This is a genomic window from Pseudomonas lurida, assembly GCF_013522705.1.
GTDB classification, from domain to species: domain Bacteria; phylum Pseudomonadota; class Gammaproteobacteria; order Pseudomonadales; family Pseudomonadaceae; genus Aquipseudomonas; species Aquipseudomonas quebecensis.
Genome location: NZ_JAAMRE010000028.1, coordinates 1 through 15,829, shown reverse-complemented (window position 1 = coordinate 15,829; position 15,829 = coordinate 1). Strand labels below are relative to the sequence as shown.

The window sequence follows — 15,829 nt, the reverse complement described above, 5'->3', positions numbered from 1 at the left end:
GGAGCCTGACCCATGACCGCACTGACCCTTGCGCGCCAACTGCTGGAACATACCCGTCGGCACATCGAGCGCAGCGATGACCCTTACGTGATCAGCCGCTTCGGCGATCTGCAGATCCGTGTCGACGTGGCCGCCGCCTTGCTCGAACGGGCCGACACCCACCCCGGCCCGGTTGCCCGCGCCGAAGCGCAGATCGCGGCGGCCGAAGCGCTGATCGCCGCCAGCAACGCCGAGTTCGAACTGACCGGCCAACGCAGCGCGCTGCCGTCAACCCTGGATGACCCGCTGCGCCACAAATACCACGTGGTCGGCAACTATCACCTCAACGGAGTGCACTGATGGCCCGTGAAATCCGCCTGAATGCCTTCGACATGAATTGCGTCGGCCACCAATCCCCCGGCCTGTGGGCGCACCCGCGCGACCGGTCGTGGCAGTACAAGGACCTGGAATACTGGACCGATCTGGCGAAGATTCTTGAGCGCGGCAAGTTCGACGGGCTGTTCATCGCCGACGTGCTGGGCATCTACGACGTGTACAACGGCAATGGCGACGCGGCGATTCGCCAGGCCACCCAGGTGCCGGTCAACGATCCGCTGTCGCTGATCGCCCCCATGGCGATGGTCACCGAACACCTGGGGTTCGGCCTGACGGCATCGCTGTCGTTCGAACACCCGTATCCGTTCGCGCGCAGGCTTTCGACCCTCGATCACCTGACCAAGGGCCGTATCGGCTGGAACATCGTCACGTCCTACCTGGAAAGCGGCGCCAAGAACCTCGGCCAGAAAGCCCAGACCGAACACGATGCGCGCTACGACTATGCCGAGGAGTACCTCGAGGTTTGCTACAAGCTCTGGGAAGGCAGTTGGGAAGAGGGCGCGGTACTGCGCGACCGCGAGCGCCGGGTTTTCAGCGATCCGAGCAAAATCCATGAGATCCGCCACATCGGCAAGCACTTCCAGGTGCCTGGTATTCACCTGTGCGAGCCGTCGCCGCAGCGCACGCCGGTGCTGTACCAGGCCGGTGCTTCCAGCCGTGGCAAGCAGTTTGCCGCCGAGCAGGCCGAGTGCGTTTTTGTCGCGGCACCGTCCAAGGTGCTGCTCAAAAAGACCGTTGCCGATATCCGCCGGCGTGCGGCCGAGGCCGGGCGCGATCCGAAGAAAATCCTGATTTTCAACCTGCAGACGGTGATCGTCGATGAGACCGACGCCAAGGCCAAGGCCAAGTTTGACGAGTACAAATCCTATGTCAGCTATGAAGGCGCGATGGCGCTGATTTCCGGCTGGACAGGCATCGATTTCAGCCAGTTCAAGCCGGATGAGCCGCTCAAACACGTGCACACCAATGCGATCCAGTCGGCGGTGGAAGCCTTCTCCACGGCCGATCCGAACAAGGTCTGGACGCCCAATGAACTGGCCGACTGGGTCGGTATCGGCGGCTTTGGCCCGCTGTTCGTCGGTGGCCCGCAGACCGTGGCTGACCTGTTGCAGGAATGGGTAGAGGAGACCGACGTGGACGGCTTCAACCTGGCCTACGCGCTGACCCACGAAACCTTTATCGACGCCGTCGAGTGGCTGGTGCCGGAGCTGCAGAAGCGTGGCGTGTACAAGACCGAATACGCCCAGGGTACGTTGCGTGAGAAGTTGTTTGGTGACGGTGCAAGGTTGGGCTCGAACCATCCGGGCGCGAGCTACCGCAATTTATCTGGGATACAAAAAACCAATGTGGGAGGGGGCTTGCCCCCCGATAGCGGTGGGCCAGTTAGAGCACTCGTAACTGACCCAACGCCATCGGGGGCAAGCCCCTCTCCCACAGTTGTCCTGTGTTGATACAAATACTCAAGCCAGCGGACCACCGCACGCATACCCCCCAATAGGAGCAACCCCCTATGAGCGTGCACGAACCCAAGGCTCTCCTGGAACACCTGCGTCACTGGGCACAACTCACGCCGTTGCACATTGCCCTGCGCCACAAGCGTCAGGGACTGTGGCACGCGTGGCGCTGGATCGACACCCTGCGCGATGTAGAACGCCTGGCCGATGGTTTGCGCCAGCAAGGTTTGAGCGAGCAGTCACGGTTGGCACTCAGCGGTGCTTTTGAGCCGAACCTGCTGTTGCTGGCGTTGGCGGCCCAGTCCGTCGGCGCGCAGGTGCTGACGCTGGCCGACAACCTGGAACCCCAAGCCTTGGAACAACAGCTATGGCGTATTCGACCCAGCCACGTCTACGTTCAAGGTCGCCAGCCCGATTGGGCGTTTACCCAGCGGTTGGATTTTGCCCAACTGCTCGGCCCGGTTGACCCGGCGCAACATGTGCAGCGTTGGTGGAATTCCACCGCCGAAACCGCGTTGTGGAGTGAAGAGGGCACCCACTGGCAAGGCGGCCTGGCGGTGGTTCTGGAGCAATGGCTGCACAGCGGCCACGGCCTGGCCTTCCCGGAGAGTCCGGCGTCGGCGCGGCGTGATCGCAGCGAAGTCGCGCCCACCGGCCTGCTGTTGTCGCCGGCGCGCCTGCAGCAGGTGGCCGAAGAGATCGAAACCCGCCTCGCGCCCCACGGCACCTGGCGCCGACGCCTGTGCGAGTGGGCCATCGCCGATCCGCGCAGCGGCCTGCGTCGGTTTCTGAAAAACCGCGTCCGCAGGTTATTGGGCTTTCAGCGTCTGACTTCCATCTGGCAGCCCGTCAAATCCAACGCCGAGCCGACCTGGCTGGCCGAATTCAAACGGAAAAGCGCATGAGCCAGGCCATCCTCCAGGTGCGGGACATCTCGCTGTCGTTCAAAGGCGTCAAAGCGATCAATGGGCTGTCATTCGAGGTGCAGCGCGGCGAGATCTGCGCGTTGATCGGCCCCAACGGTGCCGGCAAAAGCTCGCTGCTCAACGTGCTCAACGGTGTGTATCGCTACGATGCCGGAGAGATCGTTTTTGAAGACCAGCATTTTCAGCGCATCGACCCGTTGGGCGCGGCGCGCCGAGGCATCGGTCGCACCTTTCAGAACAACGCCTTGTTCAAAAAAATGAGCGTGCTCGACAACATCCTCACGGGTTTGTCGCGGCATATGCGCAGCACGTTGATCGAGCAGGCCCTCGGCTTGCCGCGTGCGCGACGCGAAGCCGAGGCATTTCGCCAGCGCGGCCAAAGCATCCTCGAATTTCTTGAGTTGCAGGCCCACCGCGATGTGCTGGTGGGCAACCTGTCCTACGGCCTGCAAAAGCGCGTGGAATTGGGCCGCGCGTTGATCGCCGGGCCGAGCCTGTTGTTGCTCGACGAGCCCATGGCCGGCATGAACGCCGAGGAAAAACAGGACATGGCGCGCTTCGTCGCCGATGTGAACCGCGACCTCGGCACCACGGTGGTGTTGATCGAACACGACATCGGCGTGGTCATGGGCCTGTCCGACCATGTGGTGGTGCTCGACTACGGGCGCAAGGTCGGCGACGGCACCCCCGCCGAAGTCCAGGCGAACCCCGACGTAATCGCGGCCTACCTGGGAGTCGCACACTGATGATCTTCTTCTTTGAAACCCTGCTCGGCGGCCTGCTCGCCGGTACCCTGTATTCCCTGGTCGCCATCGGCTTCGTGCTGATCTACAAGGCCAGCGGCGTGTTCAATTTCGCCCAGGGCGCGATGCTGCTGTTTGCCGCGCTGACCTTTGTCAGCCTGCATGACCAGGGCGTGCCCTTTGCCCTGGCATTACTGCTGACGGTCATCGTGATGATTGTCGGCGCGTTGCTTATCGAACGGTTGGTCTTGCGGCCGTTGGTGAACCGTTCGCAAATCACCCTGTTCATGGCCACGCTGGGCCTGTCGTTCATCATCGAAGGCCTGGCTCAGGGCTTGATGGGGTCGCAGGTACGCGCGCTGGACCTGGGCATTGATGACGTGCCGCTGTTTGTCGGCCCGCTGATGCTCAGCCAGTTCGACCTGATCGCCGCCGTCGTGGCCGTGGTGCTGGTAACGGTGCTGGCGCTGTTGTTCAACAAGACCCGCATCGGCGTGTCGCTGCGTGCGGTGGCGGATGACACCACGGCGGCGCTGTCCATCGGTATCCACCTCAACCGTATCTGGCAGATCGTCTGGGCGGTGGCGGGCGTCGTCGGGCTGGTGGCCGGGCTGCTGTGGGGCGCGCGCCAGGGCGTGCAGTTCTCGCTGTCGCTGGTGGTGCTCAAGGCGCTGCCGGTGTTGATCATCGGCGGCTTTACCTCGATTGGCGGGGCGATTGCCGGCGGGCTGATCGTCGGCGCGGCGGAGAACCTTGCCGAGGTGTATATCGGCCCGCTGATCGGCGGCGGCATCACGCCCTGGTTCGCCTATGTACTGGCCCTGGCCTTCCTGTATATGCGCCCCGCCGGCCTGTTCGGCGAGCGCGCCATCGAGCGAGTCTGAAACCATGTCGATTCCTGTTGCTGAACACACCGCACCGTTGCTGCTGATCCAGCGCCGTGTGCCCTGGAGCCTGCTCGGCCTGCTGACGTTGGCGTTTATCGTGGTGCCGCTGTGGGGCAATGACTATTGGCTCAATGCGATCCTGATTCCATTTCTGGTGCTTTCACTGGCCGGGCTGGGCCTGAATCTGCTCACCGGTTATACCGGGCAAACCTCGGTCGGCGCCGCCGGGTTCATGGCCGTCGGCGCCTTCGCCACCTATGGTTTTCTGCTGCGCCTGCCTGAGCTGGGCCTGCCGGTGGCGTTGCTCGGCGGCGGGATCATCAGCGCCCTGGTCGGGCTGCTGTTTGGCTTGCCGAGTTCGCGAATCAAAGGCTTCTACCTGATGGTCACCACGTTGGCCGCGCAGTTTTTCCTGGAGTGGCTGTTCGTCAAATTCCCCTGGTTTTACAACTACGGTTCGTCCGGGACCATATCGGCACCGAGGCTGGCGCTGTTGGGTCATGACCTCAACACGCCGTTGGGCCGCTACTGGCTGACCCTGGTCACGGTGCTGCTGTTGACGTGGGCCGCCGTCAACCTGGTGCGCAGCCAGGTGGGCCGCAACTGGATGGCGATCCGCGATATGGACACTGCCGCCGCCGTGGTCGGCATTCCGGTGGCGCGCTATAAGCGCCTGGCGTTTGCGGTCAGTTCGTTCTACCTAGGCATCGCCGGCGCATTGTGGGCGTTTGCCTACCTGGGCACGGCCAGCGCCAGCAGTTTCGATATCAATCGCTCCTTCCAGATCCTGTTCATCATCATTATCGGCGGCATGGGCAGTATCGCCGGCAATTTTGCCGGCGCTGCCTTCATCAGCTTGCTGCCGATCTTCCTCAGCCACGCCGGGCAGGCGCTGCTCGGCGGTGCGGTGGATGCGGGGCAGTTGCAGAACCTGCAGAAAATCATTTTTGGCGTATTGATCATCGTGTTCCTGATCAAGGAACCCGAGGGCTTGATTCGCCTGTTGCACAACCTTCGCGATTGGCTGCGGCAGTGGCCGCTACGTTTCTAACCCTTCTAAAGAGAACCTCCATGCGTGCATCCTTGAAACGTTCCCTGGCCGGCGCTGCCTTTGCGCTGGCGACATTGGCCGCTGCCGTGCCCCAGGCCGTGGCGTCGGCCGAGCAGCAATTCTTCCCCCTGGCGACCTATCGCGTGGGGGCCTACGCCTCCAGCGGCGTGCAGGTGTGGGCCGGGATGATTGACTACCTGCGCTATATCAACGAGGTCGAAGGCGGCATCAACGGCGTGAAGCTGGTGTGGCAGGAATGCGAGACCGAATGGACGGCGGAGAAGGGCATCGAGTGCTACGAGCGCTTCAAGAACGGCCTGGATGGCGCGCCGGTCGCGGTGTACCAGCCTAACGGCGCACCGGCGGCCTATGCGCTCAGCGAAAGGGCAGAGGTGGACAAGATCCCGCTGATCACCCTTGGCTACGGTCGCACCGAAGCCACCGACGGCACGGTGTTCCCGTACAACTTCCCGGTAATGCTGACCTTCTACAGCGAGGCGTCAAGCCTGGTGAATTACATTGCCCAGCGCGAAGGCGGCTTCGACAAACTCAAGGGCAAGAAAATCGCCACGGTCTACCACGACTCGGCCTACGGGCGCGAAACCCTCGGCCCGCTGAAGCTGCTGGCGGAAAAATACGGCTTTGAAAACATCCAGATTCCGGTGGCCGATCCGGGCAACGAACAGTCCGGCCAATGGCGCCAGGTGCGCCAGGCCAACCCGGACTGGGTGTTCCTGCGCACCTGGGGCGTGTCAACCCCGGTGGCGGTGAAAACCGCCGCGCGCTTCGGCTTCCCGGTGGATCACATCATCGGCGATATCTGGGCCAGTTCCAGCGAAGACGTGTTACCGGCCGGCGCCGCCGCCAAGGGTTACCTGGCGCTCACGCCGTACCCGGCCGGGGCCGATTTCGAGATTCACAAGCGCCTCAAGCAATACGTGCTCGATAAAGGCCATAGCGACCTCAAGGACCTGAAGAACTTCGGCAGCGTCTACTACAACTCCGGCCTGGTGAACGCCGCCGTGGCCGTCGAGGCGATTCGCACCGCCCAGGCCAGGTTCGGCAAGCGCCCGCTCAACGGTGAAGAAGGCCGCTGGGGCCTGGAGCACCTGAATATCGATGATGCGCGCTTGAAGGACATGGGCTACCTGGGCCTGATGCAGAACCTCAAGCTGTCGTGCCGCGACCACGAAGGCGGCGGCTCGGCGCGTGTGCAGCAGTGGGACGGCGCCAACTGGACGCTGATCAGCGACTGGATCGCCGCCGACCGCGCGCTGCTGCGTCCGTTGATCGATGAAAAATCCGCAGCGTTCGCCAAGGAAAAAGGCCTGACGCCACGCACCTGCAATGGGGATGAATAAGCCATGAACCAACCTGCCAGCGCGCCGGCGAGCCCGGCGCTGTTGACTGTCAACGATATCGAGGTGGTCTACGACGGCGCGATCCTGGCGGTGGCCGGGGTGTCGCTGAGCGTGCCCAAGGGCGCCATCGTCGCGTTGCTCGGCGCCAATGGCGCGGGCAAGAGCACCACCCTCAAGGCCATCTCCGGACTGGTGCGGGCCGAGCGTGCCGAGGTCAGCCGGGGTGTGATCGAATATGCCGGGGCGGATCTGGCCGGCATCGACCCGAGCCAGCGTGTGCGCCAAGGCATGGTACACGTGCTGGAGGGGCGCCATGTGTTCGGCCAACTGACGGTGGAAGACAACCTGCGCAGCGGCGGCTTTGTGCGGCGCTTGAGCCGCAAGGCCATGGCCCAGGACCTGGAGCGCATCTACACCTGGTTCCCCAGGCTCAAGACCAAGCGCCACACCCGCGCCGGGCTGACCTCCGGCGGCGAGCAGCAAATGGTCGCCATCGGCCGGGCGTTGATGACTCGTCCTACTTTGGTACTGCTCGACGAGCCGTCCATGGGTTTGGCGCCTATGATCGTGCAGGAGATCTTCGAGATCATCGCGCAGCTCAACCGCGAGCAGAACGTGAGCTTCCTGATCGCCGAGCAGAACATCAACGTCGCGCTGACCTATGCGTCCCACGGCTATGTGCTGGATACTGGCCGCGTGGCGTTGAGCGGCAACGCGGCTGACCTGCTGGCGCGCGGCGACCTGCATGACATCTACCTGGGTAAACAGTAAGGGCGAACCTGCATGACGCAATCCACCCGCAACGCTGATGTGCTGATCATCGGCGGCGGCCTGAGCGGCACGATGTTGGCCGTGCAATTGCTGCGTCTGCCGGGCCGGCGCCGCATCCTGGTGATCGAACCGCGCGCCGAACTGGGCCGGGGCGAAGCCTACAGTGCGGTCGAGTTGGGCCACACTCTCAACGGCAACGCCGCGCGCATGAGCGTCGACCCGGACAACCCCGACGACCTCACGCAGTGGCTCACCGATCACATCGCAGCCGGCGGTTGGCCGGAGTCGGCCGAGCAGCCGGTACCGATCAGCGAACTTTTTCCGCCACGCGGGCTGTTTGGTGCGTATGCGCAGCAGCGGCTGGCGGAAGCACAGGCACGCTCGGCGTCTACGGTGGAGCATGTCAGGGCCGAAGTGGTCGACGTGCAAGTGGAGGCGGATTCAACCCTGCTGACCCTCGATAACGGCCAGCCAGTGCGCGGCGCCTGTGCGGTATTGGCCACCGGCATGTTCCCGGCGGCGCGCACGCCACAAACCGAGTCGAGCGGTTTGAACGCGGCGGCGCTGGACCCGTGGGACGTACACGCCATGACTGAACTTGACCCGCATTCGACGGTGCTGATCATCGGCTCGGGGCTGACCATGGTCGATGCCGTGGTGTCCCTGGAACAGGCTGGCCATCGTGGACCCATCGAGGTGTTTTCGCGCCATGGCCTGCTGCCTCATGTGCGCCGCCAGCCACCGAGCTGGGTGGATTTCCTCGGCGAAGACCACAGCCTGCGCAGCCCCCGGCAGTTGCTGCGCGAAGTACGACGTCAATGTCGGATTGCAACGACGCAGGGCATTGATTGGCAGGCGCCGCTGGACACGGTGCGCGTGCATATCGGCCGGTTGTGGAGCCAGGCCAGTGAGCATGAAAAGCGCCAGTTCGTGCGGCATGTGCGGCCGTGGTGGGAAAGCCATCACCACCGCTCGCCGCCGTTGAGTGCGCAGTTGCTGGCGCGGTTGCATGAGGAGGGGCGGTTGCGCATTCGCGCGGCGTCGTTCAAGGGGTTGGCGCCTGCGGGTGAGGGCGTGACGATCCGTTTGCGCTATCGCGGTGAGCAAGCGCTGACCCAGGTGTCGGGCGCGGCCCTGATCAACTCCAGCGGCATCGAATACGACTGGCGCCGCGTGGCCCGGCCGTTGCCGCAGCAGTTGCTCAAGCGCGGGCTGATCCAGCCTGGGCCGTTGGCGTTGGGGATCGCGGCGGACACGGCCGGTGCAGTGCTGGATGCCCAGGGCCAGGTCAGCGCGCGACTGTTCGCCATGGGTCCGCCGTTGCGCGGGATGTGGTGGGAGAGTACTGCGGTAACGGATGTGGCGCTGCAAGCCAAAGCATTGGCCTCGAAGCTGGCAGAGGTCTAAAAGAAGCTGACAGAGGACTTAGTGTGGGAGGGGGCAAGCCCACCCATAGGTGATCGTCCCCACGCTCTGCGTGGGAACGCCGCCTGGGACGCTCCGCGTCCCGCCAGGCGCTGCAAGTTTGGCTATTGCGCACAGTTGACGCGGAGCGTCACGGGCTGCATGCCCACGCGGGAGCGTGGGAACGATCTTGGACCGGGTGATCGTCCCCACGCTCTGCGTGGGAACGCCGCCTGGGACGCTCCGCGTCCCGCCAGGTTCTGCAAGTTCTGGCTATTACGCACAGGTGACGCAGAGCGTCACGGGCTGCATGCCCACGCGGGAGCGTGGGAATGATTTTGAAAAGCACTGGCTTCGAAGCTGACGCCAGGATCTCCATTTATCTTGAGATTTTCACAAAGCCGGGCTTCAGGCCGAACACCTCCACACCTTGCGCCGTCGACTGCCCGGTGGTCACCTTCACCCGCTCCACCGGTTTATCCATCGCCTCGCGGTACGCCACCGTCATGTCCGGCTCAATCGCCTGGCTGGGAATCACGATCGCCTGGGCATTGTTGTAAGTGACGATGGTCAGCCGCGCACTCATCCCCAACCGCACCCGCTGCAGCTGCTCTGGGGTGAGTTTGGGAATCGACAATGTCACCGCAAACTGCGCGCTGCCTTGACTGTCGCTGGCGATGGCCAAGCCGCTGACCACGCTGACGGAACCCTTCAGTCGTTCGCCGTCAAACCCGTCGCCCATGACCTCCACCGCCTGGCCCTGATGCAATTGGTTGATGTCCAGCTCCGAGACCTTGGCGACGATTTTCAGTCGCTCGATATTGGCCAGCCCAAACAACACCTGGCCCTGGCTGACCTTGCTGCCGGCCTGGATAGGCACGTTGTTAGTGGCGCCGCCCTGGGGGGAATTATTACCGGGCGCGGGCACCACGATGCCGGAAAACGGCGCCTTGACTTCCCGGCCTTCGAGCAACGTGCGCAGGGCCTCATATTTCACCGTGGCGTTGGTCAGCTCCATGTCGGCGATCTGGCGGTACTCGCCCTTGCCCTGATCAAGCGCCTGCTGCAGTTCACTGCGTGCGGAGGCGAGGTCCAACTGCTGCTGCTGGGCCTGTTGGCGCAGGTCGTCCAGCTCATTACGCGGGATGATGCCGCGCTTGAACAGGTTTTCGCTCTCGGTGAGTTTGCGCTGAGTGTTGCCGGCGCTCATCTCGGCGGTGCGCAGGCTGCGGCGCGCACGGCTGACCGCCGGGCTGCTGTCCCAGTCCTGCATTTCCTGGACGGTGCGCCGGGCCTTGAGTTGGGCGGAGAGGGCGTCGCGCAATTGCACTTCCAGGGTGGCCGGGTCCATGCGCAGCAGCACCTGGCCGGCCTCGACCCGCTGGCCTTGCTCGACCAGATTGGCCTGCACGTTGCCGTCGAAGGGCGCGGTGAGGATGAGCGTGGTATCGGGCTCGATCTTGCCCACCAGGCCGATCTGGTGCACCAGCGCATCCGGCTTGATCGGCAACCATTGTTCGGCGGTATCGGTGGGGGCGGACGCCGGGCTGCGCAGGGCCAGTCCCGCAGCGCCCAATAACAGGATCAGCAGGCCACCCAACAGGCGTTTTCGATTAGTAGTCATTGAGGGCGATTTCCCAACTTTCCAGCGTCATGCCCAGGGTCAGATCGAGCTGGGTCTGGGCGTTCAGATAAGCAATCAGCGCATTGAGCTGTGCGTTTTCGGCGTTGCGCAGGTCGGTCTCGAAGCTCAACACCTGGAAGTTGGTGGATCGGCCGGCGCTGAGTTTTTCCCGTTCGATCTCGATCTTGCGCCGCGACAACTCGACGGCGCGCTGGGCGATCTCATACTGGCGCCAGCGTGTGCCGAGGTCACGCACGACGTCATTGACGCTGCGCTCCAGTTCCTGGCGGGCGTCAGTGATGCGCACCTGCTGGTCCTCCACGTTCACCCGCGCACGCACCTCGGCCTGGCGCGTGCTGATATCACCGATGGGAATCTGCACCTGCACCCCGGCGTAGCTGTCCCAGGTGCGGTTGTTGCTGCTGCCGGCGTCGTTATTGTAGGTGTCGCGTATCTGGTTCGCGCCGGCGACCAGGTCCACTTGCCAGCGCCCGGAGTCCTTGGCGATCACCAGGTTGAGGTCGGCCTGCTGGCTGCCGAGCAGGGCGGCGAGGTATTCCGGTTGCTGGGTCTGCGCCAGGTTGAAGGCCTGGCGCTGGTCGATCTGCATCGGCCTGGCCTCCAGGGCTTCGGTGGCGCGAATCGGCGTGGACAGGTCCAGGGCCAGCAGGCGCAGCAGCGCCAGGCGGTTGGTGTCCAGTTGATTCTGCGCTTCTTCGACGCCCAATTGCTGGGTGGCGATATCGGCTTCGGTCTGCACGATTTCGAACTCGGCCATGCGCCCGGCGCTGATCAATGCCTTGTTCACTTCCAGCAATGTGCCGGAGCGCTTGAGGGCGTCCTGGACGATGCTCAGTTGCTCCTGGGCGCGCAGCAGTTCGCGGTAGGTGGCGATGATCTGGCTGATGGTCTGCGCCACGGTCGCCTTGAGGTTCAGGCGATTGGCCTGTTCCGACAGGCGCGACAGGCGCAGTGGTGCGGTGGTGGCATCCCAGCCGGCGCCGCGCATCAGCGGCTGGATGATCGCCAGGTCCAGGCCATCGCTGCGGTAGCGTCCGGCGCGGTCGGCGTTGTTCAGTTGCTGGGTCCAGGCCATGCTCAGGCGCGTGCCGTATTCGCCGAGCAGGCTGGTGGACGGCGCCACATTGGCGTTGCGCGCGTTATCCACCGATCCGCGGCTGCTGCGGTAATAACTGTTGAGGGTGAGCTTGGGGTTGAACACATCCTCGGCGACCCGCAGGTCGAACTTCTGCGCCACCCGCTGCAGGTACGCGCTGCGGATCGCCGGGTTGTTGCGCAGGCCCAGGTACACCGCGTCGCCCAGGGTCAGGCTGGTCACCTGTGCATTCAGCGATACCCCTCGGTCATAGCCGCTGCGGGTGGTGCTTGGCGCCGAGGGCTTGATGACCACGTCCGCCGCCGCGCCGGGCAGGCTCACCAAAGCGAGCCACAGCAGCCATTTACTCATCGCGCAGCGCCTCCACCGGTTGCAACCGCGAGGCCGAGACCGCCGGGTAGATGCCGAAGAACAAACCCACCAGCAAGGTGCTGCCCACCCCCAGCGGCAGGGCGGCGGCGGCCAGGGCGAAGGTCCAGCCTGAGAGCCAGGCGTAGAGCCACGCAGCCGTCATGCCGAGCACCGCGCCGCACAGGGCGCCGACGGCGGTGAGGGTGACCGCTTCAAGTAAAAACAGGTTGCGGATGTCTCGCTGCCGGGCGCCCAGCGCCATGCGAATGCCGATTTCGCGGCGCCGCTCCGAGACGTTCATCAGCATCACGTTCATCACCCCCACGCCACCCCCCACCAGAGAGATTGCGCCCAGGGCCAACAGCAGGTACGCGAACGTGCGGCTCTGGCGGGTCATGCCATCAATCATCTGCTGGGGTACCTGAATGTCGACATCATGGTCGACGAGCTGCGGTGTCAGGGCCGCTGCGGTATCGCGGGCGATGCGCTCCATGTCTTCGCCGGGCGCCGCGCGGATGATCACGTTGCCGACCTGCGGAGCAGCGTAGATGCGGCGCATGCCTTCGGCGGGCATGAACAGCGATTCGTTGGCCTGCACCGGCATCAGCATCGCGCGCGGTTGCCGGTGCAGCAGACCCACCACCAGGAACAGGTAATCGTTGATGCGCACGCGGTCGCCCAGTTGCAGCGGATCGCCCGGCGCACTGAGGGCCTGGGCGATGTCGGCGCCGATCACGGCATAGGTTTCGTTGACGTCGAACCCGGACAGAAAGCGCCCCTGCTGCAACGCCAGGCGCATGGCCTGCTCGATGCCTGGGGTGCTGCCGACCAGATTGGCGTTGACGCTGCGCCCATGGAACACGATGGGGCCGCTGAACAGGCTGAGCGCGCCGATGTGGGCGATGCCCGGAACGGCCCGGCGCACGGCGTCCAGGTCCAGGCGCGTGCGCATCGGCACGTTGCTGGCACCCTTGGGGGGGAACTGCGCCACCAGGGTGTCGGTGCCCATGTCCTTGAAGATCATCGCCGCATCTACCGAGGCGTTGTGGCCGATATTGATCAGCGCCACGACCGATGAACTGCCGATCACAATGCCCAGCAGGGCGAGGATCGAGCGCTTGCCCAGGGTGCGCAGGCTGACGAAGGCTTCATGCAACAGTTGGCTGAGGCTTTGCTCGACCCGCAGGCTCATGGGCGCGGGGCCTCGTGCACCACGCCGTTGCGCACCAGGATCCTGCGTTCCAGGCGTTCGGCGATGTGCGGGTCGTGGGTGACGATGATCAGCGTCACCTGTTGCTCGCGATTGAGCGCCAGCAGCAGGTCCATGATGTCCTGGGCGGTGCTGCTGTCGAGGTTGCCGGTGGGTTCGTCGGCGAGGATCACCGACGGGTTGCCGACCAACGCACGGGCGATGGCCACGCGTTGGCGCTGGCCGCCGGAGAGGTCGGCGGGACGATGATGGGCGCGTTCGCCCAGGCCCACCTGATCGAGCATGCGCAGCGCCTGTTCCACCGAGTCGTGGCGCGACACGCCGCGATAGCTCAGGGGCAGGGCGACGTTATCCAGCGCGCTGAGGCGCGGCAGCAGGTTGAAACTCTGGAACACGAAACCGATCTGGCGGTTGCGGATCGCGGCCAACTCGTCGGGGCTGGCGCTGAAAATATCGTGGCCGGCGAAGTGGTACTGGCCGCAGTTGGGCAGGTCCAGCAAGCCGAGAATATTGAGCAGGGTACTTTTGCCGGAGCCGGACGCGCCGAGAATGCCGCAGCTGTCGCCGCGATCGATGGACAGGCACACGTCGTTGAGAATCGACAGCGCCTGCCCGGCCAGTTGATAGCGTTTGCCGATGCCTTGCAGGGAAATCAACCCAGGGCGGGCGTGGATGTCGGTCATGGTCGCGGCGCCTTCAGTCTCGCCGCTGTCGTCATTCCCCTGGTAAAGCGTTGAAACACGTTCGGGAGCCAACGGTACGCGTCACGGACTGGTTTTATTTCTTGTTTTTAAAATATTGTTTGAATACTAACCGCGTTCCCTGCGCTTCGCCAGCCGCGATGGGAGAGCGTATTTACCCTTTGAAATGATTGTTTTCGCCGGCGTCCATGCGTGGGCAAATACCGGTATCCAACGGCAAGCGGCCGTGCAGCAAGGCTTTGACCTCTATCGTGGTGCTTCACTACTTGCTTTCGCAGGGCTGCCCCGGTATAAAAAATCAAATTATTTTTTAAAACAATATTTCCGTGAGATCCCCATGGTCGCGAAGAAACTCAGCGCTCCAAACGTTACCAAGACTCGCTTGCTGGATGCGACAGAGGCTCTCTTCATCAAGTACGGATACGACGCGGTTTTGTTGCGGCAGATTACCGAGCGCGCCCAAGTCAACCTGGCGGCCGTGAACTACCACTTCGGGGACAAGGACTCCCTGATGAAGACCCTGCTGATGCAACGCCTGGAGCCCCTCAACGAACAGCGCCTGGAACTGTTGGCGCGCTGCGAAGCCGAGTCCGATGGCCCGCTCGATTGCGACACGCTGCTGGGTGTGTTGTTCGCCCCGGCCATGGGCCTGGAGCGCAGCGACCCGGCGAGTGGGGAAGGGCGCTCATTTATTCGTTTCCTTGGGCGCGTCTACAGCGATACGTCGCCATTTATCCAGGAATACCTCAAGGTGCATTACCAGCCGGTATTCCAGCGCTTCTTCGAAGCCTTTGCCCTGGCCCTGCCGGATTTGCCGCGCAACGAACTGGGCGTGCGCCTGCAATTTGCCCTCAAGGCGATTTCCGGGGTAATGGCCGGCACCGAACTGCGCCTGCTGATGAACTCCATGAGCCTGGGTCGTCCGGCCACCGATGCCGAAGTGATGGCCAAGCTGATCACCCTGGTGTCGGCGGCGATTCGCGTGCCGCAACAAAGCCCGGAGGCGCAAACCGCGCTGGCCAAGGTGCTGGATACCCAGCGGGCCATTCGCGAGCAGGCGGCAGCGCCTGCCAACAAGGTTGCGCGCTAGCTCGAATCCCAGGCAAAAAAAAGCCCGCTGGGGCGGCGGGCTTGATATGCAGCATTTGTAACGGATGAGGCTTCACAGTACGTTTGGGGATGTGAATAAAACGTGAAAAAAATGTAAGTGAAAGTGTGAAGTAATTGACTCGCGTAATCGGGACGTTTTGTAAAGCGGCCCCCAGACGTTTTCCCTGCAACGCATCCGCCATTTGGCGCCTAGAGCCGCTCCGTCTGCCCCGTACGCCCGCCGGGGCTCTGCCGCGTGACAACCGTTCGTCGCTACTGTCAATGTTGACAGCTATTCAGCCCAACCCGCCGGGTGTCTGATTTCCTTGTCCCGCGCCCCTTTGGCGCTATTACCGCAAGGAGTTTCAGCCATGTCTGATGAGCCAGCTGTCATTGAGCCTTCCCCCGCCGAGGGTTCTATCCCATTTGACCACGCCCTGGTGGTTTACCCGTCCAACAGCAACCGCGTCGTGGACCTGGAGCCCCCTCCTTATGTGGCCGACCCGGTTCTTTCTGTGGTCGGCGCCGATCGAGGACTGGGCATCCGCCACATCGAGAACCGCCTGATCGTGACCTTCGAGCGCTGGTTTCATTTAAACGTGGGCGATGTGTTCGAGTTTTACATGGGCGGTTCCCCGTTCGAGCTGGCCTGGGCTGAAGTGCGCCCAGGCGAAGAAAACCGGCCACGGTATCAATTGGCGATCCCCCGCGAGCTGGTGCCTCTGGGCTTTGTTTCGTCCTGCTATGGGCGGGTGGTGCGTGTGG

15 protein-coding genes are annotated in these 15,829 nt (G+C 63.6%); 11 read left to right on the top strand and 4 right to left on the bottom strand.

Features of this window, described 5'->3' with window-relative positions:
- Positions 1-12 precede the first annotated feature (12 nt).
- The 9 genes from G7025_RS20520 to G7025_RS20480 are packed head-to-tail and all read left to right on the top strand — an operon-like array spanning position 13 to position 8,975.
- Positions 13-339: an acyl-CoA dehydrogenase gene (locus G7025_RS20520; protein WP_181080927.1), complete on the top strand. Its 327-nt coding sequence runs from the start codon at positions 13-15 to the stop codon at positions 337-339.
- Positions 339-1,826, top strand: a complete 1,488-nt coding sequence (locus G7025_RS20515; protein ID WP_258197715.1) for an LLM class flavin-dependent oxidoreductase — start codon at positions 339-341, stop codon at positions 1,824-1,826. The genes G7025_RS20520 and G7025_RS20515 overlap by 1 nt, the downstream gene beginning before the upstream one ends.
- Positions 1,827-1,885: 59 nt before the next feature.
- The gene (locus G7025_RS20510; protein ID WP_181080926.1) at positions 1,886-2,734 is read left to right on the top strand and encodes an AMP-binding protein; all 849 of its coding nucleotides are present in this window, start codon (positions 1,886-1,888) and stop codon (positions 2,732-2,734) included.
- Positions 2,731-3,501 carry an ABC transporter ATP-binding protein gene (locus G7025_RS20505; RefSeq protein WP_181080925.1) on the top strand — a complete coding sequence of 257 codons (771 nt, stop codon included), beginning with the start codon at positions 2,731-2,733 and terminating at the stop codon, positions 3,499-3,501. Before G7025_RS20510 ends, G7025_RS20505 begins: the two co-directional genes overlap by 4 nt.
- Positions 3,501-4,382 carry a branched-chain amino acid ABC transporter permease gene (locus G7025_RS20500; protein WP_181080924.1) on the top strand — a complete coding sequence of 294 codons (882 nt, stop codon included), beginning with the start codon at positions 3,501-3,503 and terminating at the stop codon, positions 4,380-4,382. Before G7025_RS20505 ends, G7025_RS20500 begins: the two co-directional genes overlap by 1 nt.
- A 4-nt stretch (positions 4,383-4,386) precedes the next feature.
- Complete coding sequence (locus G7025_RS20495; RefSeq protein WP_181080923.1) at positions 4,387-5,436, top strand: branched-chain amino acid ABC transporter permease; 1,050 nt, start codon at positions 4,387-4,389, stop codon at positions 5,434-5,436.
- Between the two features lie 20 nt (positions 5,437-5,456).
- Positions 5,457-6,797 carry an ABC transporter substrate-binding protein gene (locus tag G7025_RS20490; RefSeq protein WP_181080922.1) on the top strand — a complete coding sequence of 447 codons (1,341 nt, stop codon included), beginning with the start codon at positions 5,457-5,459 and terminating at the stop codon, positions 6,795-6,797.
- 3 nt (positions 6,798-6,800) lie between these two features.
- Complete coding sequence (locus G7025_RS20485) at positions 6,801-7,568, top strand: ABC transporter ATP-binding protein (RefSeq protein ID WP_181080921.1); 768 nt, start codon at positions 6,801-6,803, stop codon at positions 7,566-7,568.
- Positions 7,569-7,580: 12 nt separating this feature from the next.
- Complete coding sequence (locus G7025_RS20480; RefSeq protein WP_181080920.1) at positions 7,581-8,975, top strand: FAD/NAD(P)-binding protein; 1,395 nt, start codon at positions 7,581-7,583, stop codon at positions 8,973-8,975.
- 376 nt (positions 8,976-9,351) lie between these two features.
- Here G7025_RS20480 and G7025_RS20475 read toward each other — a convergent pair whose 3' ends face one another.
- Genes G7025_RS20475 through G7025_RS20460 form a run of 4 tightly spaced genes read right to left on the bottom strand, consistent with a single transcriptional unit; the run spans position 9,352 to position 13,957 of the window.
- Complete coding sequence (locus G7025_RS20475) at positions 9,352-10,596, bottom strand: efflux RND transporter periplasmic adaptor subunit (RefSeq protein WP_181080919.1); 1,245 nt, start codon at positions 10,594-10,596, stop codon at positions 9,352-9,354.
- A complete protein-coding gene (locus tag G7025_RS20470) occupies positions 10,586-12,064 on the bottom strand; it encodes a TolC family protein (RefSeq protein ID WP_181080918.1) in 1,479 nt (492 codons plus the stop codon). Before G7025_RS20470 ends, G7025_RS20475 begins: the two co-directional genes overlap by 11 nt.
- Entirely contained in the window at positions 12,057-13,256 is a 1,200-nt protein-coding gene (locus G7025_RS20465; protein WP_181080917.1) for an ABC transporter permease, read from the bottom strand. The genes G7025_RS20470 and G7025_RS20465 overlap by 8 nt, the downstream gene beginning before the upstream one ends.
- Entirely contained in the window at positions 13,253-13,957 is a 705-nt protein-coding gene (locus tag G7025_RS20460; RefSeq protein WP_181080916.1) for an ABC transporter ATP-binding protein, read from the bottom strand. The genes G7025_RS20465 and G7025_RS20460 overlap by 4 nt, the downstream gene beginning before the upstream one ends.
- A 355-nt stretch (positions 13,958-14,312) precedes the next feature.
- On the opposite strand from G7025_RS20460, the gene G7025_RS20455 reads away from it, so the two are divergent.
- Entirely contained in the window at positions 14,313-15,065 is a 753-nt protein-coding gene (locus G7025_RS20455; protein ID WP_181080915.1) for a TetR/AcrR family transcriptional regulator, read from the top strand.
- Positions 15,066-15,435: 370 nt separating this feature from the next.
- On the top strand, positions 15,436-15,829 hold a 394-nt coding region (locus G7025_RS20450; RefSeq protein ID WP_181080914.1), incomplete at its 3' end, for a hypothetical protein.